Origin of the sequence: Microbacterium resistens (assembly GCF_031456305.1) — a bacterium.
In the GTDB taxonomy this organism is placed as follows: Bacteria; Actinomycetota; Actinomycetes; order Actinomycetales; family Microbacteriaceae; genus Microbacterium; species Microbacterium resistens_A.
This window is the reverse complement of the sequence record NZ_JAVDUM010000003.1, coordinates 145598-169847: the sequence shown is the minus strand read 5'-3', so window position 1 is coordinate 169847 and position 24250 is coordinate 145598. Positions and strand designations below refer to the sequence as shown.

Below are 24250 nucleotides of genomic sequence, written 5' to 3'. Positions count from 1 at the left end.
GCCCCCCTGGTCGCATCGCGGGCCGCGTGCACAACTAATTACACCCGTGTGATTCGCCCCGGTCAAGTCGCGGATCGTAAACCCTCAAGCGTGGATTGAAGCTTCAAGGGCCGCATCGGCGTGTCGCGACACGGCGTGTCGCACCGGTCTCACCCGCGCGGCGAGCCCGGCTCCGCCACGAACGCCTCCCCCTCGCCCGTGAGCAGGATCCGACCCTCATCGGGGGTCGCGTAGACCGCCGCGCCGACCCGGACACGGTGCGGGACGGCGTCCCGCCCTGACACGCTGACCGAGCCCGCCGTCGCGAGGACGATCGCGGGGCCCCGCACCTCCAGGTCGATCTCCCCGGCGAGCCGGACCCGCCGGAGCGCGAAGTCCGGGACCGGGACCGGGTACTCCTGCACGACGGCGTCCCGCTCCTCCCGAATCACGGGGACGTCCCCCGCGACGGTGTCGACGACGGCGAGGAGCTCGGCGACGTCGATGTGCTTGGGGGTCAGCCCGCCGCGGAGCACGTTGTCGCTGGCCGCCATGATCTCCACGCCGAGACCGCCGACGTACGCGTGCAGAAGGCCGGCGCGCAGGAACACCGCCTCCCCGCGGGACAGGACCACCCGGTTCATCAGCAGGGCGACGACGACACCGGGATCGCCCGGATTCCGCTCCGCGATCCGGGCGACGAGCCCGAGCGTCCCATCGCCCGTCGAGGCGGCTCCCTCGGCCACGGCGGAGATCACATCGTCGATCTCCTCCGGCGTCGCCTCGGCGAGCGTCCATCGGAGCACGGCACGGAGCGGGTCATCGGCGCCGTCGAGCAGGGTGCGCAGGCGCTCCACCCCCGCCGAGGAGCCGAGTCCCGCCACGATCCGCCTGGTCGCCTCGGGGTCGCGCAGCCCGCAGAGCGCCTCGAAGCGGTCGCTCAGGGCGACGATCAGCTCCGGCTTGTGGTTGTCGTCGCGATAGTTGCGGGCGGGGTCGTCCGCCGCGAGCGCGTCCTCGCGGGCATAGCCCTCCTGGGCCTGAGCGCGGGTGGGGTGCACCTGGATGGAGAGGGGCGCGTCGGCGGCGAGGAGCTTCAGCAGATATGGGAGCGTCCCGCCCGTCAGCGCGTCGAGGGTCCGCCCGTCGCCGAGATCGGCCGGGTCGCCGCCGTGGTCCCCGTACCAGACCTCGGCCTCGGGCGCCCCGGTCGCCGACCGCCCTTCGAGGGCGGCGAGAAGGGTCGTGGATCCCCAGGCGTAGTCGCGCGGCGTGTTCGAGAGCTCATGCAGCATGCCTCCAGCGTAGGAGAAGGACGGCGCAGGGTAGCCTGATCCACGATGGCGCAGCGTTCCCGAATCCCGGTCGCCCCCCCGCCGACACCGCCGGCGCGCGAGTCCACGGGGCGGCTGCTGCTGCGCGGGCAGATCACGCTGACGATGTTCGCCGTGCTCGCCCACACCGCGGTGTTCAACCTGTTCGGGGCGCCGGGCGCCGGCGTCGTCCTGGGGGTCCTGCTCATCGGCGCCCTCGCGACCGCGATCCCTGGCGTCGTCCGCGGCCGCCCGACCCGCTTCCCCTGGCGGCGGCTGCCCTGGGTGGCGCTCGCATACGTCGCCTTCGCGCTCCTCTCTCTGCTCTGGTCCCGCTGGCCGCAGGCCACCGCGATCACATGGGTCCTGCAGGCCGGGGTGACGGTGGTCGCGCTCTTCGCGGCCTCCGCCCTCAGCTGGCAGGAGATCGTGCGCTCCCTCTCCTCCGCCCTTAAGTGGATCCTCGGCCTCTCGCTCGCGCTCGAGCTGTGGGTGTCGTTGCGGGGGACGCCGCTGCTGCCGAACTTCGCGAGCGTCCCCACGGGAAAGATCGACCCGCAGTGGTACTGGGTCCGCGGCAACCTCTTCGACGGCGGGCGGCTTCAGGGCATCGTCGGGAACGCGAACACCCTCGCCTTCCTCTGCGTGCTCGCGCTCATCGTGTTCGGCGTGCTGTTCGTCGCCCGGGTGCGCCGCCGCGGAGCCCTGATCGGCTGGCTGATCGTCGCGGCGTTCCTGCTCCTCCGCGCCTCCTCGGCGACCGCCTACGCGTGCGCCGCGGCGGTCGCCGTCGTCCTGGTCATGACGCTGCTCATGCGCCGCACCCGGCGGCCCGGCGAACGCACCCGCCTGTACGTCGCGTTCGGCGGCCTCGGCCTCCTGGGCGCTGCCGCGCTGTGGTTCGGCCGGGATGCGGTCTTCGGCGCCCTCGGCCGCAGCTCGGACCTCACCGGGCGCCTCGGCATCTGGGGCGAGGTCGCCGCACGGGGGGCCGAGCGGCCGATCGCCGGGAACGGCTTCTCCTCGCCCTGGGTGCCGTGGGACCCCGCCTTCGACGGCTGGATCATCGACCACGGCATCACCGTCTTCCACGCACACGAGATGTGGCTCGACGTCTTCCTCCAGCTCGGCGCGATCGGGGTCGCGCTGATGGCCGTCGCGTTCCTGGCGATGACCTGGCGGGCCTGGTTCTTCGCCGTGGACCGCCCCCGCTGGGATCTGCGCGAGGAGCGCCCCTACGCCGCGATCGCCCTGCTCCCGATCCTCGTGACCACGATGCTCCTGGTGCAGGGGCTCGTCGAGTCCGGGCCCATCATGCTGTGGGGCTGGATGCTCGTCGTCCTGCTCTCCTTCAAGATGAAGGCGGTGCCGCTGGTGGGCCGCGGCCTCAGCGAGCGGGACCGCACCGTCGAGACAGGGACCCCGGCGAGGCGGGCTCCGTGACCTCTGCACGGCACGGGCTGGCACGGCTGCTCGCGTCCGTGGAGATGGCGCGGGCGTTCACGCTCGTGGTCCTGCTGACCGTGTTCGGATCCTTCACGGTCGCGCGGCTCTCCCACACCAACACCCTGGTCACGATCGTGACGGTGCTGTGCGTGATCGGCGCCGGGATCCTCTACGTCCGCCGGGAGGAGCTCTCGATCCTGCGGCTCGCGCCGTCGACCCTGCTCGTCTTCCTCGCCTGGACGCTGGCGAGCTCCCTGTGGTCCACGGACAACGCCCAGACCCTGCGCAGCTGGGCAGCCTTGATCGGCTTCGCCTTCCTCGCCGTCACGATCGGCCACATCCGCGACACCCTGCAGACCGTGCGCGCCCTGGGGGACGCGCTGCGGATCCTGCTGGCGGCGTCGCTCGCGGTGGAGATCCTCTCCGGCATCCTCATCGACATGCCCATCGCGTTCCTGGGCGTCCAGGGCAACATCGCTGAGGGCGGGCCCGCGCAGGGCCTGTTCGGCAGTCGCAACATGCTCGGCTTCGTGGCGATTGTCGCGCTCATCACCTTCGTGGTCGAGTGGCGCTCGCAGTCGGTCGCCACCCCCGTGGCGATCCCCTCGATCGTGCTCGCCGTCACCCTCGCCCTCTTCTCGGACTCCCCCACGGTCATCGTGCTGGCGATGGCGGTCGGGGCCGCGAGCCTCGCGCTCGCCCTGGTGCGCCACACCCGGCCGGAGCGCCGTACCGCGATGCAGTGGGCGCTCGGCGGGCTGGTGGCGGCGGGCCTGGTCGTGGCGTTCGTGTTCCGGCACCGGATCATCGCCGTCCTCAACGCCGGTTCCGACTTCAGCACGAGGGTGACGCTGTGGAACGTGATGCTCGACTACTGGAGGTCCCGCCCCGTCCACGGCTGGGGCTGGTTCGGTCCCTGGACCCGCTCGGACTACCCGTTCAACGCGATCAACTTCCTGACCGCCGATCATCACCGCGCAGGTCTCAACGCCTACTTCGACACGCTGCTCCAGGTCGGCGCCGCCGGTCTGGCGCTGTTCCTGCTCCTCGGCGGCGTGGCCCTCGTGCGCTCCTGGCTGGTCGCGAGCATCCGCCGCTCGATCGTGTACGCCTGGACGCCGCTGGTCCTGGTGACGCTCGCCGTCGACTCGATGTTCGAGAGCTTCACGCTCTCCGACGCGGGCTGGTTCCTGCTGGTGCTGTGCGCGCTCCGCGCCGGACAGTCGCGCTCCTGGCGCGAGAACATCGACGCCGCCCAGACCGGCTCGATGCCGACGCTGCCGACGCAGCGGTGACCGACGGCCTCAGCCGCGGGCGCTCCCCGGAGGGGTGGCATCGAGACGCACAGCCCACGCGATCGCGTCCCTGATCCCCTCGTCGACGGTGAGGCGGGAGGACCAGCCGAGGAGGGAGCCTGCCTTCTCCACGTTCGCGTGGCCGCCGGCCTGATCCCCCGGGCGCCGCGGCGCCTCGACGGTGAGGAGGCGCTCTCCGGTGACCCGCTCATAGGCCGCGACGAGCTCCCGGACCGTGACGCCGTCGCCCGTGCCGATGTTGATGGCGATGGCAGGCTGCTCCGCGGTCGCCTCATCGAACCGGAGCACCGCGGCCACATGGGCCTCCGCGAGATCCTGGACATGGATGTAGTCGCGCAGCCCCGAGCCGTCGCGCGTCGGCCAGTCCGTCCCGGTGATCGTGAACGCCTCGCCGTCGGCGTGCGCGCGCATGATGCGCCCGAGCGCATGCGCGGGATTGCGCTTCTGCTGCCCGGTGCGCAGAGTCGGATCCGCGCCGATCGGGTTGAAGTAGCGCAGGCTGATCGCGCGCAGGATCCCCGCGGTCGCCGCGTCCTCGAGGACCCTCTCGACCATGGCCTTCCCCGCGCCGTACGGATTGGTCGGAGCGATCTCGCCGCTCTCGTCGATCCCGCCGCCGTCGTCGCCCCGATAGATCGCGGCGGACGAGCTGAAGACGAACCGCCGGACGCCTGCGGCGGTGAGGTGGTGCAGCATCTCGATCGACTTCGCGACGTTGGCGTCGTAGTAGCCGAGAGGGTCCTGCACGGACTCCTCCACGACGATCCTCGCCGCGCAGTGCACGACGCAGTGGAGGTCGGGGTGCTCGGCCACGATCCGCCGCAGGAGGTCACCGTCGGCGATGTCCCCCTGGTAGAACGTGTGCAGCTCCCCGAAGGAGCGTCGGCCGGCGGAGAGGTCATCGATGATGAGGGGCGTGATCCCGGCATCCGCACAGGCGTTCGCGATCGTCGCGCCGATGTAGCCGGCTCCGCCCGTGATCAGCACCTTCATCGGGGCAAGCATAGACGACTCCGCCGAGCACGCACGGAGCCGCGCGCGGCGGGGGCGACGGCGACCGCGCTCACAGTTCTTCCTCCTCTCAGCCCGGTATGCTCTACTTCCGGCCCACGCCTCGTGCGCCGACGAACCCCGGAGTCCTCGCCGTGCCCCATGTCCTGCAGAACGTCGTCTTCCCCCTCGACCGGGATCCTGACCTCCTGCCGCTCTATGCCGATCCCGAAACCTGGACAGCGATCGAGGAGGAGCCGGTCCGTGTCTCCTCCCGCGCCCATCTGGGCAACATCCTGAGCCGCACCCGCGTGCGGATCGTCGCGGGTCGACGCGTCTCCTTCGGGACCTACTTCAACGCGTTCCCGGCGTCCTATTGGCAGCATTGGACGAGCGTCCGCGAGATCTCGCTGACCGTGCAGACCACGGGCCCCGCGACCATCCTCGTCTACCGCTCCAACGGCGGCGGCGTCCGCCAGCGGATCGACTCCCGCGAGGTGGAGGGGGAGTCGACGACGACGTTCCCGCTCTCGCTCACGCAGTACAGCGACGGCGGCTGGATCTGGTTCGACATCGTCGCCGACGAGAAGCCCGCGTTCCTGGAGCACGCCGTCTGGACGACCGAGCAGGAGCCCGCGCGCACCGGCAAGGCCTCGCTGGGCATCACGACGTACAACAAGCCCGACTACTGCGTCCGCACGCTCCAGGCCCTCGCCGACGCGCCGGGCGCGCTGGAGTTCGTGGACCGCGTCTTCCTGGTCGACCAGGGAACGCAGCTGGTCGAGGACGAGCCCGGCTTCACGGAGGCCGCCGAGACGCTCGGCGAGACGCTCGTCACGATCCGCCAGCCCAACCTCGGCGGCTCAGGAGGCTTCGCCCGCGCCATGCGGGAGACCCTGCGCCGACCCACGAGCGACTTCGTGCAGCTCCTCGACGACGACGTGGAGATCGAGCCGGAGTCGCTGCGCCGTTCGATCGTCTTCGGCCGGTACACGACGGACCCCGCCCTCGTCGGCGGTCACATGTTCGACCTCCTCGACCGGCCGAAGCTGCACGGGTGGGCCGAGGTCGTGGACGAGGTCCCCTTCATGTGGCGGAACCTCCACCAGGACTACATGCCGCACGACTTCGGCGCGACGAACCTGCGCCAGTCCCGCCTGCTCCATGCGCGCATGGACGCCGACTACAACGGCTGGTGGATGTGCCTCATCCCCGTCGAGACGATCCGCAGGGTCGGCCTGTCCCTCCCCGCCTTCATCAAGTGGGACGACGCGGAGTTCTGCCTCAGGGCGGGAGAGGCCGGCTTCCCGACCATCTCCATGCCCGGTGTCGCGCTCTGGCACATGTCCTGGGTGAACAAGGACGACAGCATCGACTGGCAGGCGTACTTCCACGCCCGCAACCGCATCGTCGCCGGCCTGCTGCACTCCAAGACCCCGCGGGGCGGACGTCTCCTCACGCACAGCCGCCGCGTGGACCTCAAGCACCTGATGATGATGCAGTACTACCCCGCGGCCCTGCGGGCGAAGGCGCTGCGCGACATCCTCTCGGGCCCGGAGCACATGCACCGCACGCTTCGCCGCGCCATGCCGGAGGCGCGGGCGATGGCTGCGGACTTCCCCGAGACCGTCGTGCACCGCGACGCCGATCGCATCCTCCGCTCCCGGTTCGGCCGCCGGGTGTACGCCCCGCGTCCGAGGAACGAGCCGGGCAACCCCACGGGAATCCCGCTGCGCTGGTTCACCCTAACGACGCTCCTCTCGCACTGGCTCCACCGCCCGGACCCGGCCAACGTGGCGCAGCCCGAGGTCGAGTTCGGCAAGGGCGACGCCGACTGGTGGCGCGTCCCCGCCTTCGACAGCGCACTGATCAGCGCCGCGGACGGCTCGGGCAAGAACGTGTACACGCGTGACCGCGCCCGGTTCCGGAAGATGCTGCGCGAGTCGCTGAGCCTGCACCGCCAGCTCGCGCGACGCTGGCCCGAGCTGCAGGAGTCCTACCGGAAGATGATGCCCGAGCTCGTGTCCGAGCAGGCGTGGGACGAGATCTTCGAGGAGAAGGAATGACCCCGCCTGCGGCGTCCTTCGATCCCGCCTCCGCGACGATCGTCATCGTCACCTTCAACCGCTCGCACCTGCTCCGTGGCCTCCTCGAGAGCATCGGGCGGATGGAGCCGAAGCCGGGTCGCGTCGTCGTGATCGACAACGCGTCGTCCGACGACACCACCGAGGTGGTGGAGGAGCTCCGCGCGACGGTCGGCACGGAGCTCGTCTACCGCAGGCTGGAGGAGAACACCGGCGGCTCCGGGGGCTTCAGCGAGGGCATGCGGACCGCGTACGAGCTCGGATCCGAGTGGATCTGGCTCATGGACGACGACGTCGAGGTGCTCCCCGACGGCCTTGCGCGCATGGGCCGATGGACACCGCGCTTCAAGAGCATCCAGGGTCGCCGCTACGACTACGACGGCAGCGCCTTCTACTGGCAGTACCGGATCGCCGAGCGGATGGGCATCCCGATCCCGTTCGCGCCGGCGGGCTTCGACTCCTCCGGATTCAAGGAGATGAACAGCGGCTGCTTCGAGGGGATGTTCATCCACCGCTCGATCGTGCAGCGGATCGGCCTCCCGGATCCCCGTTTCTTCATCTACTGGGACGACCAGGTCTACGGCTGGCTGGCCTCGCGCCAGACCACCGCCGTCGTCGTCGACGAGTTCGTGCTCCGGCGCACCCGCGAGATCAAGCAGTGGGACATGGGCATCAGGCACATGAACGCGTCCAGCGACGCCTACCGCTACTACATCATGCGCAACCGGGCATACATCAAGAAGTACTACCGCACCCACGGCGTATACACCCCGGCCGTGTTCGGCCTCGGCACTGCGATGACCTTCGCGAAGGAGATCATCCGCCTGCTGTTCGTGGAGCGCACGCTTCGCGGGACCAGCAACCTCTTCCGTGGCCTCCGCGACGGCGGGAGAATCGGACGAGACCGCACCTGGCGGCCGATGGCGCCCCTGGAGGAGTGACGATGAGCGAGCAGCAGCCACGGGCACAGTGGGTCATGCCCGAGGAACGTCCTCGGCGCGGCCGTCGTGTCGCGGTGATCGTCGCGGTGATCCTCGTCGTTCTCCTGGCAGCCGCCGTGCTCGCGTTCTTCCTCTTCCCCCGCGGCGACGCCGCCTCCCCGTCCCCGAGCTCCTCCCCGTCGCCGAGCGCATCCGCGAGCAGGACGCCGTCGCCGTCGACGACCCCCACGGCGAGCCCGACCACGGGCCCGCCGACGCCTCCTGCGGCGACACCGCTGCCGACGACCGCGCCGTCCGCGGCGCCAGTGCCGCCCGTCGCGGATCCGGAGGTCGCTGCCTTCCAGGAGCGGGTGTCCCCCCGACTGGCGGATGCAGCGACCGGTCTGAGCCTGGTCTCGACGCAGAACGACGAGGGCGCGCTGTCGGTCATCGACACGCTCCAGGGTGACGCCCAGCGGCTGGCGGACTCCGCGCCGCCCGCCCCGCTCGCCGACGCCTGGACCTCGGCGCTCACCGAGTACACCGCCACCCTCCAGTCGCTGCGCACGGCCGCGACCGCGACCGTGGAGAGCGACCTCTCCGCGCCGGCGTCCACCGCTCTCGGCGCTCTCAGCGCGCTGCGCGCCGCCGCCGGCCTCTGACCCGGTGCAGCGCGGCGTCAGCCGGAATCAGCCGGCGCCAGTCCCGAGATCTCCGGACTCCCCGATGACGGCGCAGCCCCCAGCGTGAGCCGGCAGCGATGGGGTGCGACGAAGGGCTCCACCCGGCGAAGGGCGAGCGGCCCTCCGGCCTGACGGAGGACATCGGTCGCCAGACGCGCGTGCACCGCGCAGACGACGGCACGGTCCTCGTCCAGCTGGTCGTAGTAGCGGCACGGCACGAGATCGACGACGAGCGACCGCTCGTCGATGGTGGGCTGAAGACCCGCGTCCTCGAAGTGCTCGTAGAGCACGTCGAGCTGTTCCCGCTGCGGACGCTCGGCGTCGGTCTCCTCCAACCGCTCGCCGGTGACCGCACGGAGGAGCTCGCCGCGCCGACGCGCGCCGTCGACCCGGGCCGCGGCCTCCGCGCTGGCCGTCACGTCGCGGACCGGGTGGTAGCCGAGCGGCGGCCGCCCCCGTGACGGGCGGTGCTCCGGCTCGGCGTGGACGAACCCCTCCTCGACGAGCACGCGCAGATGATCGCGCACCGTGTTCAGCGGCACGTCGATGGCCGTCGCGAGCTCATCCGCATGACGCCCGGGGTCCCGCTGGACCGCATGGAGCAGACGCATCCGCGTCGGCTGGGTGAGCGCACGGAAATCATGGGCTCTTCGAGGCACGCCCTTCACTCTACGCGGCGCCCAGGGACGGCGGCCGGGAGAGAGGCCGCGGGCGCCGGGCCCGGAATAGAACCGGTGGAAGGCGCTGCATCGATCCCCCCGATCGAGGACGCTCGGAGAGCCCTCAACGGGTGCTTCGAAGGAAAGGCAATCATGCAGCTCTCACCGGATTCCGCGACCGTCGTCCGCGCCACGGCCCCGCTCGTCGCCCAGCACGCAGACGAGATCACACGGATCTTCTATCCCGCGATGTTCGCAGAGCACCCCGCGCTCCTGAACGTCTTCAACCGGGCCAGTCAGGCGATCGGCGAGCAGCCCCGAGCTCTCGCGGCGTCGATCGTCGCGTTCGCGGTGCACCTCATCGACGACGGGGCGCCCGACTTCTCCCCGGTCCTGCGCCGCATCGCGCACAAGCACGTCTCCCTCGGGATCGGCGCCGCGGACTACACGATCGTCAGGCGCCACCTCCTCGCGGCCGTCGGCACCGTGCTCGGCGATGCCGTGACCCCGGCCGTCCGCTCCGCCTGGGACGAGGTCTACTGGCTCTTCGCCACCTCGCTGATCGCCGAGGAGGCCCGGCTCTACACCCTCGGCGGCGTATCGGCCGAGCTCCCCTGGCGCGCGTATCGGGTGGTCGAGCGGGTCGAGGAGTCCGCGGACATCGTCTCCCTCCTGCTCGCGCCGGTCACCGGCGCCGTCCCCGCGCACCGGGCCGGTCAGTACGTGTCGATCGCGGTCGACCTCGCGGACGGCACCCGGCAGGCGCGCCAGTACACGATCTCCTCCGGACCGCGCGGCGACGCGCTCCGGGTGACCCTGAAGCGCGTCCGCGGCGTCGACGGCGCCCCCGACGGCCAGGTCTCGGGCTGGATCCACGAGCATGCGGCACCCGGCACGCTGCTCGACGTCTCCGCGCCGTCCGGCGACGTGGTCCTGGAGGACTCCCAGGACCCGCTCGTGCTGATCTCGGCCGGGATCGGGATCACTCCCGTGGCCGCGATCCTCGAGGACCTGTCCCGGCGTCAGCCCGATCGGACGATCCGCCTGTTCCACGCCGACCGCTCGCACGACACCCACGCGCTCTATGCGTCCCTGCGCCGCCAGGTGCTCTCGATGCGCGATGCGCGCGCACAGAATTGGTACCAGGACGACGCGCATCGCGCGCCGACCCTGCACCCGGCGCGCGCGGGGCGGATGGAGCTCGACGATGTCGAGCTGCCGGCGCAGGCGCTGTTCTTCCTGTGCGGCCCGCTCCCCTTCATGCAGGCCGTGCGCTCCTCGCTCCTTGGCCGGGGGATTCCTGCGGAGCGGATCCACTACGAGGTCTTCGGACCCGACCTCTGGGCGCAGAACCCCGACCTCTGAGCGCAGACACCCGGCACCGCACCGGCACCGCCCTCCACGGTGCGGTGCCGGTGTGGTGCGGTGTCGGTGTGGTGCGGTGTCGGTGTGGTGCCGGTGCCGGTCAACCGATTCCGTCCGGGCCGAGCTCCCGCCTGATGGTCCGGCGCATGGTCCTGGCGTTCGCGAACCCGGTCTGACGGGCGACCGCCTCGTACTCGTCCATCCGCGTGAACGGCGCGGCGCGCAGCAACGCCGCGGCGTTCGCGGCCCGCACCGTCTTCAGGTGCCGGATCGGCGTCGTCTCCGATCCGTGGAACGCACGGATGAGATGCGGCTTCGAGACGGCGAGCGCCTCGGCGAGCGAGTCGAGGGTGAGCGAGGGGTCATCGGCGCGCGCGGCGATGAGCGCGGTGGCCCGGAGGAAGAGCTCGCGTTCCGCCGAGGACGCGCCGACGTAGCGGGGCGCATGACGACGCTGGAGCAGGAGGGCGGACAGCATCGCCTCGATGGCCCGCCGGATCGCGGAGAAGGAGACCGAGGTGGGATCGACGGAGGCGTTCAGCAGCGAGGTCACCAGCGACACGAAGGACTCCGCCACCGCAGGATCCGCCTCGAAGGACTCCCCGCCCACCACGTCGAGCTCCACACCGCCCAGAAGGCGGTCGCGCTCCGACTCGATCTGGATGAACGCGGACGGGCGTGCGGTCCTGATCGTCGCCCTGCGGCTCCGCTGCCGGACGAGCAGGGAGCCCGGGCCCACGATCACCGGGAGAAGCCCGTCCTCGTGGACGGTGAGCTCGCCCTCGACGCAGAACATCGCCGAGAACTCCTCCGATCGCCCGTCATCGGCCTCGGAGCGGGCGAAGAGCGCAGATGACCAGACGCGCCGCAGGGCGAAGGCGCCGAAGACGACCTCGTCCGCGAAGAGGTGGAACGGACGGGAGCGCTCGCCCACGGCCAGCCCGCGGCGCTCGAGCCACGCGACCGCCTCCGCCCCCTGGAGATGGACGTCCCATTCGGCCGAGTACAACGACAAAGAAGAAGCTCCCTGGAGGTCGGCCCTGGGCGGGCGCGGACAATCGGCCTTCCGTCACCCTGCCGACTGGCGGGGTCAGGACGCCCTAGGGAACACGAGATGATCGGAAAGAGGGCGCAAAATGCTCGAATCTCACGGTTTTCGCCATCTTCGGCGGGGAAGACACGGCAGTCTCGGTGAGGCTTCGCGAAATGCGCGGAGACGAGAACGTGGGGAAGAGAACCATGGGGGAACAGATGTCCTCAGCAGACAACGTCACCGAGAACCACCCGGTGGGTAGGGTCGCTCGACGTACCGTGCTCCAGGGCGCCGCGTGGTCGATCCCGGTCATCGCGGCGGCCGTCGCACTGCCCGGCGCATCCGCGTCCGGTGATCTGAAGGTCGTGATCGGGATCCCCGGCAGCGGCGGATGCTCCCCGGCGGGCACCGTGCTCACCGACGCCCTGTCCGTGGACGTGACCGACGCGACGGGCCCGGTCAGCGGCGCGACGGTGACGGTGACCTTCACCAGCGCCGACGGCGGGAAGGTGGAGTACGGCGGGCAGACGTATCCGGGCTCGGCCGTCCCGGTGGTCGTCACCACCGACGCGAACGGCCACGCCGCGCTGTCGAACCTGACGCTAGTGACCCCCACCACGATCACGGCCCAGGCCACGGTGACCACGCCGGACGGGCGCACGGCCGTCTCGAACATCGAGACCTACAGCGTCTGCGCACCCTGCCAGCAGGAGGTCTTCGCAGGCCCCTTCTCGGGCCAGCGCGACGCCATCGTGGACGGCGCCGGGAACCTCTACGTCACCGGCTACAACTACAACTCCCAGTCCGACTTCAGCCTCAAGAAGATCACCCCCGACGGCACCGTCGCCTGGACCCGGGTCTGGAACGATGGCTCGCTCGGCGTCGAGATCGGCCCCGACGGCGCGCTCTATGCGTCTCACGGCTGGAGTGGCAACAGCGAGCCCGCCGGGATCTACCAGATCGACCCCGCCGACGGCACGACGATCCGCGAGGTGATCGACTGGGCCTGGATCCTCGCCAACACCAGCGGCGGAAGGCTCTATCCCTATGGAATGACGTTCTCCCCCGATGGCTCGACCATCTATCTCACGGACTTCCGCGACGCCGCCGTCGGGCAGATCATCGCCATCGACCTTGCCACGGGCGTGCACAGCACCTTCGCGGGCAAGAAGAACTTCCAGTCCCTCGTCGACATCGTCAGCGACGGCGCCGGAGGCTTCTACGGCGCGCACTGGGCGACGGGCACTCTCACGCACATCGCGGCCAACGGCGTCGAGACCACCATCACCACCTTCCCCGGCGACGGTGTCATCAACTACTTCAACGTCTACGACGGCTACGCCTACGTCGGCACCGAGAACGGGAGAAGCTACCGCGTCAACCTCGCCACCGGCGTGAGGACGCTCCTCCCCTGCATCAATGCGACCTACGTCACTCAGATCGTTCGCATCCCCGGGACCAACGACGCATACGTGACCCAGTACACGGGCGGCGGCACGGGCAGGGAGATCCTGAAGGTGAAGAACCTCTTCGTCTGAGCACGGCCCTAAACGAGAGGGGCTCGATCCGGCATCGCCCGGATCGAGCCCCTCTTCCCGTTCAGGACTCAGGTGTCTCTGGCAGCTCGGGCGTCTCGTGCGACTCGGAATGGTCGGCGTTGTAGCGGTCCAGGACGTCGCCGATCGGGCCGTCGAGCACCAGCGCGCCGCGGTCGAGATAGAGGCCTCGCGTGCAGAAGCGGCGGAGGTCCCGTTCGTTGTGCGAGACGAAGAAGAGCGTGCGGTCGTCCGCGAGCAGCTCGTCGATCCGGCGGTAGCACTTGTCCCGGAACGCCTTGTCGCCGACCGCGAGGACCTCATCCACGAGCAGGATCGGCTCATCGAGCTGCGAGACCACGGAGAACGCGAGGCGGACCTTCATCCCGTTCGAGAGGTGCTTGTACGGGGTGTCCTGGAAGTCCTCGAGCTCGGCGAAGGCGATGATCCCGTCGTACCGGCGGGTGATCTCGGCCTTCGTCATCCCGTGCAGGCCTGCGGTCAGCCGCACGTTCTCCCGGACGGTGAGGTCGCCAACGAACCCGCCGGTGATCTCGATGAGGGGCGCGACGCCGCCGTGGACGGCGACCTCGCCCTCATCCGGCAGCAGGACCCCTGCCACGAGCCTCAGCAGGGTCGACTTGCCCTGACCGTTGCGTCCGACGACGCCGATCGCCTCGCCCTGCCTCACCGTGAAGGAGACGTCCCGCAGCGCCCAGAACTCACCAGGGAGCGCACGTCGCGAGGCGCCGCCGAAGAGGTCCTTGATGCTGCGCCGGCCCCGCCTCCCCCTCCGGAACCGGACGCCGAGTCCGGAGACCTCGATCGCACTGTCCATCACAGCTCCTTCAGGACCGATGACTCGAGGCGGCGGAACACGTAGGCGCCGAGCGCGAGCAGAGCGAGGCAGATCCCGGCGCTGGACAGGACCGGCTCCCAGTGCCACTGGTCGGGGAAGAACCCGACGCGGTACAGCGTGAAGATCCCCGAGAGCGGGTTGACCAGGCCGAGGAACTGGAACGGGTGCGGGAGGTTGGCGAACCCGTAGATCACGGGCGACGCGTAGAAGAGCGCCCTCAGGATGAGTGCCGTCGTGCGCTCGAGGTCCGAGTAGAGGACGCAGAGCGGGGCGATCAGCAGGCCGAGGCCGACCAGGAGGACGATCTGCATGAGCATCGCGACCGGGAACAGCAGCAGTCCCCAGCTCAGCTCGGCCCCGCCGACGATCGCGAACAGCACGAGGACGGGCACCGAGCAGAGGAACTCGATCCCCTTGCTCAGCACGATCCGGGTCACCCAGATCGTGCGGGGGATCGCCGTGGACCGCACCAGGCGCGAGTCCTTGCGGAACGCCCGGGTGAAATCGCCCATCGAGGAGTTGAACCACACCCAGGGCAGCAGGGCCGAGATCAGGAAGACGATGTACGGCTCCTCCCCCACGTTCCGATGGAACACCTGGGTGAAGACGAACCAGTAGATCACGCTCATCACGAGCGGGTCCAGGATCGACCAGAGATAGCCGAGGAAGCTGGTGGCGTAGCGGACCTTCAGGTCGCGCGCCGAAAGAAGCCACAACGAGTGGAGATAGCGCCGGGAGCTCCCCTGTGCGCCGACAATCGACCTGCTCATCGAGCCCCCGAACATGATGCACCCAGGCTATCGGCGATCGGCCGGATCACCGTGCTGTCGACGGCCGTGCCGCGAACCTCGCCCGCCCTCATTGGGCGTACTCGCCCAGCTGGGAGCGCATCGCCGGGGCGAGCGTCTTCGTGAATGCGTGCGTGAGGTGGTTGTCATCGAGATAGACCGCCACGTTCCCGATCTCCGTCCGGCAGATCCCGCCCGGGCAGAGCCAGGGGGTGAAGTCGAGGAGGGTCATCCGGTCCGAGAGGGCCTCCGCCGGGTTGACCTCCTGCAGGACCTCGCCCTGCGGACGGTCGCAGTCCAGCTCCTCCAGCGCGCAGGTGTAGAGGTCGTTCGCCGAGCGCGGGTTGTCCCGCATGCCGAACACACGGATCCCCGCGCCCGTGAACAGGTCAGCCACGTCCCCGATCCCCTCCAGCACCCGCTCGTCGGCACTGTCCGGCGAGGAGCGGGTGACCATCGTGAACACCGAGTCCGGGCTCATCGCGAGGGCATGGGCGAGCGCGTCCTGCTGCCATCGCGCGCATTCGTCCGGCTCGACGGGCTCCCCGTTCTCATCCGTCCCGGGGGCGCGGTACTCCAGCGAGCACCCGCCCAGGAGCAGGGACATCACGCCCCACCCCTTCTTCTCGGCCACCGGCAGCAGCGCCCCCGTCATCTGCTCCGCGTGGGAGTCGCCGATGACGACGATCAGCTTCTCCGCACGATCCGCCCCCGAGGTCTGCGTGCAGGTGTCGCGCAGGGAGGACGCTGCGGGCGCCAGGCGCCCGGAGCAGTAGTCCGGCAACGACACCCACTCGTCCTCGAGGTCGATCGGCTGCGGGAGGAGCGGTGCGTCGGTGTCGCCGACCCTGGTCGCATCCCCGTCGTCGATCGCCCCCGCGCCGAGATAGTCCTCGGCGTGCGCCTCGGCGTAGGCCTGCGCCTGGGCCCTGGCGCTCACCTGCCAGGGCACGGACACCGCGGCGACCAGCGCGACGCAGGCGGCGATCACGCCGAGGTTGCGCGGCAGGCTCCCGCGCTCGCCCGCGGGGAGGCGCAGCGGCCGCTCCACGAACATCGTCAGCAGCCGGGCAAGGAGGAGGGAGATCGCGATGATCGCCGCCCCGTCCAGGAAGCTCGCGTGCGTCTCCCGGCGCACGGTGAGCCAGAGGATGAGCACGGGCCAGTGCACGAGGTAGAGCGCGTAGGCGTCGCGCCCCGCCGCCCGCACCGGCCGTGCGGCGAGGAACCGCGCAGGGCCGCCGGCGGTCTCCTGCGCGCCGGACAGGATCACCAGCGCCGTAGCGATGACCGGCCACAGGGCGAGGTATCCGGGGAACCCTCCGCGCACGTCGATCACCATGCCACAGGCGACGATCGCGGCGAGCCCGACCCAGCCGAGGATCGCGCCCAGCACCCGGTTCAGTCGGATGTGCGGCACCATCAGGGCGACCAGGGAGCCGGCCGCGAACTCCCAGAGACGCGTCCTCGTGTCGAAGTACGCGAAGCTCTGCAGGCTCTGCGTCTCCACGATCGAGAACGCCAGGGAGGCGGCGAAGAGGATGCCGAAGAGCACGGCGAGGATGACCGTCGCCGAGCGCCGCGTCCACCGGACCAGGAGCGCGCCGAGCAGGAAGATCACGGGCCAGAGGACGAAGACCTGTCCCTGCACGGACAACGACCAGAAGTGCTGGAGCGGCGAGGCCAGGACGCTGTCGCGTGCGTAGTAGTCGACGCCCTCCCCCGCCAGCACCCAGTTCTGGAAGTAGCCGAGAGACGCCCACCCCTCGCGCCACAGCGAGGGCCATGCCGTCGCCGGCATGAGAAGCCAGCCCGCACCGAGGGTCAGGGCGATCGCGACGGCCGCCGCGGGCAGCAGCCGACGGAACCGCCCGGCGAGGAACGAGACGATCCGCAGCGGGGAACCGGACTCGATCCGCCGCACGAAGGACAGCGTCAGGAAGAACGCCGAGATCATCAGGAAGACGTCGACGCCGCCGGACACACGCCCGATCCAGACGTGATAGACGACGACCAGCAGGATCGCGACGGCCCGCAGCCCGTCGATGTCGTGCCGGTAGAGCGCCCGGGGTGGTGTGGCTTCGGGCGCGCTCACGCCAGTTGGTTGTTCCACATCGACAACGCCGAGCCGATCGCCATGTGCATGTCGAGGTACTGGTACGTGCCGAGGCGTCCGCCGAAGTGCACGTCCTGCTCCCCCTTGGCCAGATCGCGATAGGCGAGGAGCCCCTCGCGGTCGGCCGAGGTGTTCACGGGGTAGTACGGCTCGTCGCCGCGCTCGGCGAAGCGCGAGAACTCGCGCATGATGACGGTCTTGTCATTCGGGTAGCGGTCGGCGCGCTCGGGGTGGAAGTGCTTGAACTCGTGGATGCGCGTGAACGGCACATCCGCATCCGGGTAGTTCATCACCGAGGTGCCCTGGAAGTCGCCGATGTCGAGGACCTCCTCCTCGAGGTCGATCGTGCGCCAGCTGAGCTCCCCGGCGGTGTAGTCGAAGTACCGGTCGACGGGGCCGGTGTAGATGATCGGGGTCTGCCCGACGGTCGCCTTCTTGTTCAGCGGCTGCGACTCGTCGAAGAAGTCCACGTTGAGCTGGACCTCGATGTTCGGGTGGTCGGCCATGCGCTCGAGCCAGGCGGTGTACCCGTCGGTCGGCAGCCCTTCCCACGTGTCGTTGAAGTAGCGGTTGTCGTAGGTGTACCGCACCGGCAGCCGGCTGATGATCGACGCGGGCAGCTCCCGCGCATCCGTCTGCCACTGCTTCGCGGTGTAGTCGCGGATGAAGGCCTCGAAGAGCGGACGGCCGATGAGGCCGATGCCGCGCTCCTCGAGGTTCTTCGCCTCGTGCGCGTCGAACTCGCCCGCCTGCCCGGCGATGAGCGCGCGGGCCTCGTCCGGCGTGTAGGCGGCCTGGAAGAACTGGTTGATCGTGCCGAGGTTGATCGGCAGCGGGTAGACGACGCCCTTGTGCGTCGAGTAGACGCGGTGGACGTAGTCGGTGAACGTGGTGAACCGGTTCACGTACTCCCACACCGTCGGGTTGGAGGTGTGGAACAGGTGCGCACCGTAGCGGTGGACCTCGATGCCCGTGGTCGGCTCGTCCTCGCTGTACGCGTTGCCGCCGATATGATGGCGGCGATCGATCACGGTGACCTTGCGCCCCGCGGCTGCGGCGCGCTCAGCGATGGTGAGGCCGAAGAAACCCGACCCGACGACGAGGAGATCCATGGCTCTATCGTACGGTGCGCGGGCCGGGCCTCTGAAAGGCGGCGCTCAGACGCCGGTCGCCGGAGCGCCGACGACCAGCCGCGCGACCCCGGTCCACCGCTGCGGATCGGTGGCGTCGCGACCGTCGACCAGGAGCCGGACCCCGGGGATGTCGGCGGGCGCCAGGGCACGGTACTCGGCGTGGTCGGTCTGCAGCACGGCGACGTCGGCCGTGTCGCCCATCGTGAACGGCTCGAGGCCGAGGCCGCGCAGCTCGTCGTCCGTGTACAGGGGGTCGTGCACCGACACCTCGGCGCCCCGCGCCCGAAGCGCTGCCACCGTGGGGAACACGCCGGAGAACGCGGTCTCCTTCACACCCCCGCGGTAGGCGGCCCCCAGCACGACCGCACGAAGGCCGGCCAGCGAGCCGAACAGCGCCTCCGCTTGCGCGACCATGCGCTCGGGCATCGCGGCGTTCACCGCCCGCGCCGTGCGCACGATGTCGGCGTCGGGGTCCGTGGAGAGGTATAGGCGCGGATAGACCGGGATGCAGTGCCCGCCGACGGCGATGCCCGGCTGATGGATGTGGCTGAACGGCTGGGTGTTGCAGGCCGCGATCACCGCGTGCACGTCGATGCCGTGCGCCGCGCCGTAGAGGGCGAACTGGTTCGCGAGTCCGATGTTCACATCGCGATAGGTCGTCTCCGCGAGCTTCGCCATCTCCGCGGCCTCGGCCGACCCCAGGTCCCACACGCCGTTGGGCTTGGGGAGGTCGTCGCGCTCGTCGAACTGCAGCACGGCCTCGTAGAAGGCCCTGGCCCGGCGGCCGCCCTCCTCGGACAGGGCGCCGATGAGCTTGGGGTACTTGCGCAGGTCCGCGAAGATCCGGCCGGAGTACACCCGCTCCGGCGAGAAGACCAGATGGAAGTCCCGTCCCTCGACGAGGCCCGATCCCTCGGCGAGCATGGGGGCGAAGCGCTCCCTGGTGGTCCCCACCGGCAGCGTGGTCTCGTAGCTGACCAGGGTCCCCGTCCGGAGGTGCGCGGCGAGCGAGCGCGTCGCCGCGTCCATCCAGGTGAAGTCCGGGAGGCTCGTCTCCTCGTCCACGACGAGGGGCACGACGACCACGACGGCGTCGGCCTCGGGGATCGCCTCCGCGTAGTCGGTCGTCGCCCTGAGACGCCCCGCCGCCACGACCGCCGCGTGCTTCTCGGCCAGGTGCGCCTCGCCGGGGAAGTGCGGCACTCCCGCGTTCACGGAGCGGACGGTCTCCGCACTGACGTCGACGCCGATGACATCGTGCCCGGAGTCGGCGAACTGGACGGCGAGGGGGAGCCCGATCTTGCCGAGGGCCACGACGGCGATACGCATGGATTCCATCCTAAATCCCCGGGCGGCCGACGGCCCGGCCACGCGCGGCTCAGGAGCCGAGTCGGCGCGACAGCTCCGCGACCACCCGCTGGGCGGCGTGGCCGTCGCCGTAGGGCGCGGCGTCGGTGTCGGCCGGCCGCGGACGGGAGGCCGCCGCGGCGATCTCGGCCCCCGTGCGCGCGAGCACGTTCCAGCCGAGGTCGATCGTCTCGGTCCACTCGGTCTCCGTCCTGACCGTGGTGCAGGGGACGCGGAGCAGGAACGCCTCCTTCTGGAGCCCGCCGGAGTCGGTGATCACCCCGCCGCTGGACAGCGTGGTCGCGACCAGGTCGGCATAGCCCAGCGGCGCGTGGGCGCGCAGCGCGCCGCGGGTGACCTCCAGCCCGTGCTCGGCCGCCTTCGCGATCAGCCGGGGGTGGGCGAGCAGCAGCACGGGCTCGTCGAGGGCGGCAAGGGCGTCGAGGATCTCGGCGAGGCGCGCGGGATCGTCGGTGTTCTCCGCGCGATGGATCGTCGCGAGACGGAAGGCGCCCCGTTCGAGCCCCAGCGTCTCGAGCAGCGGGACGGTGCCGCCTGCCACGCGGTCGCGCTCGGCGAGGAGGACGTCCGTCATCACGTCCCCCACCAGCACCGACCGGCCGGCCAGCCCTTCGCTTTCGAGGTGCGCCATGGCGACCTCGGTCGGGGCGAGCAGCAGGTCGGAGGCGTGGTCGGTCAGCACCCGGTTGTGCTCTTCCGGCATGCGGCGGTTGAAGCTGCGCAGCCCCGCTTCGAGGTGCGCCACCGGCAGATGCATCTTCACCGCGCTGAGAGCCGCGGCCACCGTCGAGTTGGTGTCGCCGTACACCAGGACCCAGTCGGGACGGTGCTCGTCGAGCACGCCGTCCAGGGCCGCGAGCATGGCGCCGGTCTGAACGCCGTGCGATCCGCTGCCGATCCCGAGGTGCACGTCGGGCTCTCCGATGCCGAGCTCGGAGAAGAACACGTCGGAGAGCATCGGGTCGTAGTGCTGGCCGGTGTGCACGATCGTGTGCTCCGCCCCGGCCTCCCTCATCGCCTGGTGGATGGGTGCGAGCTTGACGAACTGCGGGCGGGCTCCGACGACGCTGAGTACCTTCACGATGCTCCATCCTACGGAGGGCGGTGCATCCTCCGTGGGATCAGGAGTCGAGGAAGCCCTGCAGCACGCCTGCGGCGAGCGCGCCGTCGTGCACGCGCCGGACGAATGCCGGCCCTCGGGCGGCGAGGGACGCCGATCCGGCGCGGTCCGCGACGATCCGCCGCAGCGCCTCCTCGATCCCGCCGGCGCGGGACTGCACGACCGGCAGCTCCTGCCCCGATCGACGCCGGACCGTCTCGCGCACCTCGTCTCGGATGTGGCCGACCACGAGACGCCCCGCGGCCATCGCCTCGACCGTCGCGACGCCGTAGCTGCCCACCACGAACTGGTCGAGCACCACGTCGGCGTCGCCGTAGAGGTCGGGCATCCGCGCCGAGGGGACGCCGTGCACCTCGCGGTACTCGATCAGTCCCTCCTCGTGCAGGCGTCCCATCGCGGCGGCGATCCCGGCGGTGCCCTTCAGCCCGGCGCTGCTGGGCGCGTGCACCACGACCGGCCGCTCCCGGGCGAAGGCCGGCTTCGCCCCCGCCACCGCCCACGCGTCCGCGTCGACGACGAGCGGCAGCCACTCCGCGCCCCGTGGGGCGTCGACCAGGAGGTCCGGCGTGGAGACGAAGACCGGCACATCGGCGGCGTCGGCGAGAGCACGGTTGGCCGCGGCGATGCGTTCGAGCGCCGCCGTGTCCGGATAGCCGTGCGCGAACGGCGAGTCCGGCTCCCGCGCGGCATGCGCGCTCGGGAGACGGATGTCGCTGCCGTGCCAGAGGAGGGCGACCCGGATCCCGCGCTCCTGGAGGAGGCGGATCTGCGCCAGCACGTCCTCCTCGCGCCCGAGCAGGGGACGCCCGGACTCGACGATCGCGTGCGTGAACCCGGTGAGGACCGCCTCCCGCTGCGCGGCGCGCCAGCGGCCGTTGGAGATCAGGGCACCGACCGGGATCACATGGTCCGCGGTGAACCCGAAGACGTCGTCCGCCCCGCGATACATGAAGCTGGCCGCGGCGACGTCCGGCAGGCGTTCCGCCGCGCGCGCCCAGGCGTATCCCTGCCCCGCCGAGTTCACCGGTCCGATCACGAGACGGCGACGGGCGTCTCGAGCGCGTGTCACTCCGGTCTCGCGGAACTCCCGCCGCCGGCCCGGCAGCACCCGGTCCGCCACCGGCCCCGGGAGGAGACGGGCGATGACCCCGTAGGCGCTCTCGACGGCGCTAGGAGGCATCGCGTCCCCGGCGCACGATCGCGGCGACGGCCTCCGCCCAGGTCTCCACCTGCCGCTCGGCGGACAGGGCATCGGCGGCGGCCCCTGCCGCCTGCTTGTACGCGTTCACCGCCTCGGGCGTCAGCGCGTCGACGGCCCGCTGGATGGCCGCCTCGTCGAACCCGTCCGCCACGACGCCCAGACCGTGCTCGTGGACCAGGCGCTCCATCTCCACCGACGGGCCGATGACGATGCCGAGACGGGCCTGGACGTAGTCGAAGAACTTGTTCGGCAGCGCCATGATGTTGTTGGCGCTGACCGGCTGGAGGATGTGGATCCCGAGGTCGTGCCGGTTCAGCGTCTCGATCAGGATCGACTGGGACACCGGGTCGTGCACGGTGATGCGCTCCCCGAGCTCGTCGGCGAGCGCGACGAACTCGGCCCGCTCCTTCTCCGGCGCCGCGGTGAGGTAGAGATCGAACGTCACGTCGACCGGCGAGGAGGCGACCGCCCGCATGATCTCCCCGAGGCTGCGCTCGTGGAAGGGGTTCCCGCTGTGGACCAGCCGGATCGGCCCGTCCACGGGCCGCACGGGCAGGTCGCGCAGGTGCGTGGAGTTGGTGACGACCCCGGGATGCACGCCGTACTCGTGGTAGCGCTCGGCGATGGTGCCGGCGACGGTCGTGGACGAGACGGCCTGGGACACGAGCTCCCGCGTCATCCACACCCAGTAGCGCCGCTGGCGCTGCCCCAGCTTCGAGTCGTCGAAGCCCATGTCCGGGAAGAACTCGTGCAGGTCGGCGTGCACCCGCTCACCGCCGAACAGACGGCACGCGACCCCGACGGTCTCCGCGTCGTTGGCGATCACCGCGTCGAACTCGCGCCCGCCCAGCAGCGCCTCCACCTGAAGGACGCCGGCCGATCCGAAGTACAGCGGCCCGAATCGCTCCGTGCGCCGGGCGAGCTCGCCGACGGCCCGCTCGGCGAGCGAGCGCTCGGCGACGAAGTCGTCGCGCAGCGACACGTGCTCGACGCCCGGGTGCGGCGACGGCCCGGGCGAGCAGGTGGTCACGGCGTACTCGTCGACGAATCGGCGGACCTGCTTGATGACGCGGGGGTCGCCGTCGATCGGGACGAACGAGAGGATGAGAAGCCGTGGTTTCATCGAGGGTCTCCGGGGACGACTAAGGGGAACTACGGTGGGCCTGGCCCGCCGCGCCTCAACGATACCGGGGTTGTCGCGGGTATCGACCCCTCTCCGGACCGGCTCCTCTGCTCCCCTGACTAGACTCGGCGCCGTGACCGAGTACGACGTCGACGTGGTTATTCCCGTCCATGCCGCGACCCGCCCGATCCGACGGGCAGCCTCGTCGATCCTCGACCACAACACCCGCTCCGTGCAGGTGACGGTGGTCGCCCACAACATCGACCCGCAGATCATCCGCGACAACCTCGGCGAGTACGCCGAGCACCCCGATCTGCAGCTGCTGCACCTGGCGGACGGGATCCACTCCCCCGCGGGGCCGCTGAACCATGGGATCGCGGAGTCCACGGCCCGCTACTTCGCCGTGCTCGGCTCCGACGACGAGTTCGAGCCCGGAGCGGTGGACTCCTGGCTCGCCCTGGCGGACGACACGGACGCCGACGCCGTCCTCGCCCGGGTCCGCCGCGGCATCCAGGGCCCCGATCCGATGCCGCCGGCGCGCCGCGGGCGCACCCGTGGCCTCGACGGCGACCACGACCGCCTCTCCTATCGCTGCGTGCCGCAGGGACTGGTCAGCCGCACGCGCTTCGGCCACCTCCGCTTCACGCCGGGGCTCGCCTCGGGCGAGGATCAGGAGTTCACGGCGCAGCTCTGGTTCACCGGGAAGCACCTCGCCTACGACCGCACGGGCCCTGCCTACGTGCTCCACGAGGACGGCGAGGATCGCGTCACCTCCGCCATCCGCTCGGTGGAGGAGGACTTCCGGTTCCTCGGCGTCATCGCCGCCACCGACTGGTTCCCGGCACTGAGCGCCGCGCAGAAGCGGGCCTGGGGCGTGAAGAACCTCCGCATGCATCTCATGGACGCGATCGCGGCGCGCCTCTCCGCCCCGGAGGGCTTCGGGGCGCACGCCCCCGACCTCGTGCGGGTCGCGGACGAGATCGAGCGCCTCTCCCCCGGCGCGACCGCGCTGCTGGCGCGCTGCGACCGCGACGTCCTGGACGAGATCCACAAGCCCTCGCCCGACCCCGAGCGGATCCGCGAGGCGTTCGGGAAACGATGGGGTCTGAACGCGGACTCGACGCTCACGCGCAACCCCTTCCTGAGTCTGCACCGACAGGCCCCGTTCCGCACGCTCCGGAACATGGTCGCCTGAGCCGACGCACCGTCACCAGGTGGT

The 24250-nt window shown here is 70.7% G+C and carries 20 protein-coding genes; 8 read left to right on the top strand and 12 right to left on the bottom strand.

The window, feature by feature from the left end:
* Positions 1 to 149 precede the first annotated feature (149 nt).
* Positions 150 to 1274, bottom strand: a complete 1125-nt coding sequence (manA, locus tag J2Y69_RS04650; RefSeq protein WP_310018062.1) for a mannose-6-phosphate isomerase, class I — start codon at positions 1272 to 1274, stop codon at positions 150 to 152.
* Between the two features lie 45 nt (positions 1275 to 1319).
* Between manA and J2Y69_RS04645 the strand changes: the two genes are divergently transcribed.
* Complete coding sequence (locus J2Y69_RS04645) at positions 1320 to 2735, top strand: O-antigen ligase family protein (RefSeq protein ID WP_310018060.1); 1416 nt, start codon at positions 1320 to 1322, stop codon at positions 2733 to 2735.
* Complete coding sequence (locus tag J2Y69_RS04640) at positions 2732 to 4033, top strand: O-antigen ligase family protein (RefSeq protein WP_310018058.1); 1302 nt, start codon at positions 2732 to 2734, stop codon at positions 4031 to 4033. The genes J2Y69_RS04645 and J2Y69_RS04640 overlap by 4 nt, the downstream gene beginning before the upstream one ends.
* Positions 4034 to 4042: 9 nt before the next feature.
* Here the strand turns inward: J2Y69_RS04640 and galE are convergent, their stop codons facing one another.
* Entirely contained in the window at positions 4043 to 5047 is a 1005-nt protein-coding gene (galE, locus tag J2Y69_RS04635) for a UDP-glucose 4-epimerase GalE (RefSeq protein WP_310018056.1), read from the bottom strand.
* 98 nt (positions 5048 to 5145) lie between these two features.
* Between galE and J2Y69_RS04630 the strand changes: the two genes are divergently transcribed.
* Genes J2Y69_RS04630 through J2Y69_RS04620 form a run of 3 tightly spaced genes read left to right on the top strand, consistent with a single transcriptional unit; the run spans position 5146 to position 8710 of the window.
* Positions 5146 to 7110 (top strand): glycosyltransferase, encoded by a 1965-nt coding sequence (locus J2Y69_RS04630; RefSeq protein ID WP_310018055.1) that lies wholly within the window; start codon positions 5146 to 5148, stop codon positions 7108 to 7110.
* Complete coding sequence (locus J2Y69_RS04625; protein ID WP_310018052.1) at positions 7107 to 8069, top strand: glycosyltransferase family 2 protein; 963 nt, start codon at positions 7107 to 7109, stop codon at positions 8067 to 8069. The genes J2Y69_RS04630 and J2Y69_RS04625 overlap by 4 nt, the downstream gene beginning before the upstream one ends.
* Positions 8070 to 8071: 2 nt before the next feature.
* Positions 8072 to 8710 carry a hypothetical protein gene (locus J2Y69_RS04620; RefSeq protein WP_310018050.1) on the top strand — a complete coding sequence of 213 codons (639 nt, stop codon included), beginning with the start codon at positions 8072 to 8074 and terminating at the stop codon, positions 8708 to 8710.
* 17 nt (positions 8711 to 8727) lie between these two features.
* On the opposite strand, the gene J2Y69_RS04615 is transcribed toward J2Y69_RS04620, so the two are convergent.
* Positions 8728 to 9390, bottom strand: coding sequence for a helix-turn-helix domain-containing protein (locus J2Y69_RS04615; RefSeq protein ID WP_310018047.1), 663 nt, complete (start codon positions 9388 to 9390; stop codon positions 8728 to 8730).
* A gap of 153 nt (positions 9391 to 9543) precedes the next feature.
* Between J2Y69_RS04615 and J2Y69_RS04610 the strand changes: the two genes are divergently transcribed.
* Positions 9544 to 10755 carry a globin domain-containing protein gene (locus tag J2Y69_RS04610; protein WP_310018046.1) on the top strand — a complete coding sequence of 404 codons (1212 nt, stop codon included), beginning with the start codon at positions 9544 to 9546 and terminating at the stop codon, positions 10753 to 10755.
* Between the two features lie 100 nt (positions 10756 to 10855).
* Here J2Y69_RS04610 and J2Y69_RS04605 read toward each other — a convergent pair whose 3' ends face one another.
* A complete protein-coding gene (locus J2Y69_RS04605) occupies positions 10856 to 11770 on the bottom strand; it encodes a helix-turn-helix domain-containing protein (RefSeq protein ID WP_310018044.1) in 915 nt (304 codons plus the stop codon).
* A 236-nt stretch (positions 11771 to 12006) separates the two neighbouring features.
* Between J2Y69_RS04605 and J2Y69_RS04600 the strand changes: the two genes are divergently transcribed.
* The gene (locus J2Y69_RS04600) at positions 12007 to 13326 is read left to right on the top strand and encodes an SMP-30/gluconolactonase/LRE family protein (protein ID WP_310018042.1); all 1320 of its coding nucleotides are present in this window, start codon (positions 12007 to 12009) and stop codon (positions 13324 to 13326) included.
* Positions 13327 to 13387: 61 nt separating this feature from the next.
* On the opposite strand, the gene J2Y69_RS04595 is transcribed toward J2Y69_RS04600, so the two are convergent.
* The 8 genes from J2Y69_RS04595 to J2Y69_RS04560 all read right to left on the bottom strand — a co-directional run bounded on the left by J2Y69_RS04595 (position 13388) and on the right by J2Y69_RS04560 (position 23031).
* Positions 13388 to 14161, bottom strand: coding sequence for an ABC transporter ATP-binding protein (locus J2Y69_RS04595; RefSeq protein WP_310018040.1), 774 nt, complete (start codon positions 14159 to 14161; stop codon positions 13388 to 13390).
* The gene (locus tag J2Y69_RS04590; RefSeq protein ID WP_310018038.1) at positions 14161 to 14952 is read right to left on the bottom strand and encodes an ABC transporter permease; all 792 of its coding nucleotides are present in this window, start codon (positions 14950 to 14952) and stop codon (positions 14161 to 14163) included. Before J2Y69_RS04590 ends, J2Y69_RS04595 begins: the two co-directional genes overlap by 1 nt.
* Positions 14953 to 15040: 88 nt before the next feature.
* Entirely contained in the window at positions 15041 to 17065 is a 2025-nt protein-coding gene (locus J2Y69_RS04585) for an acyltransferase family protein (protein WP_310018035.1), read from the bottom strand.
* The gene (gene glf / locus J2Y69_RS04580; protein WP_310018033.1) at positions 17062 to 18198 is read right to left on the bottom strand and encodes a UDP-galactopyranose mutase; all 1137 of its coding nucleotides are present in this window, start codon (positions 18196 to 18198) and stop codon (positions 17062 to 17064) included. Before glf ends, J2Y69_RS04585 begins: the two co-directional genes overlap by 4 nt.
* Positions 18199 to 18243: 45 nt before the next feature.
* Positions 18244 to 19548 (bottom strand): nucleotide sugar dehydrogenase, encoded by a 1305-nt coding sequence (locus J2Y69_RS04575; RefSeq protein WP_310018030.1) that lies wholly within the window; start codon positions 19546 to 19548, stop codon positions 18244 to 18246.
* Positions 19549 to 19597: 49 nt separating this feature from the next.
* On the bottom strand, positions 19598 to 20668 hold the full coding sequence (gene wecB, locus J2Y69_RS04570; RefSeq protein WP_310018028.1) for a non-hydrolyzing UDP-N-acetylglucosamine 2-epimerase: 1071 nt from the start codon (positions 20666 to 20668) through the stop codon (positions 19598 to 19600).
* 40 nt (positions 20669 to 20708) lie between these two features.
* On the bottom strand, positions 20709 to 21887 hold the full coding sequence (locus J2Y69_RS04565) for a hypothetical protein (RefSeq protein ID WP_310018027.1): 1179 nt from the start codon (positions 21885 to 21887) through the stop codon (positions 20709 to 20711).
* Positions 21877 to 23031, bottom strand: coding sequence for a glycosyltransferase family protein (locus tag J2Y69_RS04560; RefSeq protein ID WP_310018025.1), 1155 nt, complete (start codon positions 23029 to 23031; stop codon positions 21877 to 21879). The genes J2Y69_RS04565 and J2Y69_RS04560 overlap by 11 nt, the downstream gene beginning before the upstream one ends.
* A gap of 133 nt (positions 23032 to 23164) precedes the next feature.
* On the opposite strand from J2Y69_RS04560, the gene J2Y69_RS04555 reads away from it, so the two are divergent.
* On the top strand, positions 23165 to 24226 hold the full coding sequence (locus tag J2Y69_RS04555) for a glycosyltransferase family A protein (RefSeq protein WP_310018023.1): 1062 nt from the start codon (positions 23165 to 23167) through the stop codon (positions 24224 to 24226).
* Positions 24227 to 24250 lie beyond the last annotated feature (24 nt).

What these genes read in the sequence shown, in the direction of transcription:
- J2Y69_RS04645 (WP_310018060.1), top strand. Translation starts at nt 1,320, where the DNA reads ATGGCGCAGCGTTCCCGAATCCCGGTCGCCCCCCCGCCGACACCGCCG.
- J2Y69_RS04610 (WP_310018046.1), top strand. Translation starts at nt 9,544, where the DNA reads ATGCAGCTCTCACCGGATTCCGCGACCGTCGTCCGCGCCACGGCCCCG.
- glf (WP_310018033.1), bottom strand. Translation starts at nt 18,198, where the DNA reads ATGGATCTCCTCGTCGTCGGGTCGGGTTTCTTCGGCCTCACCATCGCT.
- J2Y69_RS04625 (WP_310018052.1), top strand. Translation starts at nt 7,107, where the DNA reads ATGACCCCGCCTGCGGCGTCCTTCGATCCCGCCTCCGCGACGATCGTC.
- J2Y69_RS04560 (WP_310018025.1), bottom strand. Translation starts at nt 23,031, where the DNA reads ATGAAACCACGGCTTCTCATCCTCTCGTTCGTCCCGATCGACGGCGAC.
- galE (WP_310018056.1), bottom strand. Translation starts at nt 5,047, where the DNA reads ATGAAGGTGCTGATCACGGGCGGAGCCGGCTACATCGGCGCGACGATC.
- J2Y69_RS04600 (WP_310018042.1), top strand. Translation starts at nt 12,007, where the DNA reads ATGTCCTCAGCAGACAACGTCACCGAGAACCACCCGGTGGGTAGGGTC.
- J2Y69_RS04565 (WP_310018027.1), bottom strand. Translation starts at nt 21,887, where the DNA reads ATGCCTCCTAGCGCCGTCGAGAGCGCCTACGGGGTCATCGCCCGTCTC.
- J2Y69_RS04595 (WP_310018040.1), bottom strand. Translation starts at nt 14,161, where the DNA reads ATGGACAGTGCGATCGAGGTCTCCGGACTCGGCGTCCGGTTCCGGAGG.
- manA (WP_310018062.1), bottom strand. Translation starts at nt 1,274, where the DNA reads ATGCTGCATGAGCTCTCGAACACGCCGCGCGACTACGCCTGGGGATCC.
- J2Y69_RS04575 (WP_310018030.1), bottom strand. Translation starts at nt 19,548, where the DNA reads ATGCGTATCGCCGTCGTGGCCCTCGGCAAGATCGGGCTCCCCCTCGCC.
- J2Y69_RS04620 (WP_310018050.1), top strand. Translation starts at nt 8,072, where the DNA reads ATGAGCGAGCAGCAGCCACGGGCACAGTGGGTCATGCCCGAGGAACGT.
- J2Y69_RS04590 (WP_310018038.1), bottom strand. Translation starts at nt 14,952, where the DNA reads ATGAGCAGGTCGATTGTCGGCGCACAGGGGAGCTCCCGGCGCTATCTC.
- J2Y69_RS04630 (WP_310018055.1), top strand. Translation starts at nt 5,146, where the DNA reads ATGCTCTACTTCCGGCCCACGCCTCGTGCGCCGACGAACCCCGGAGTC.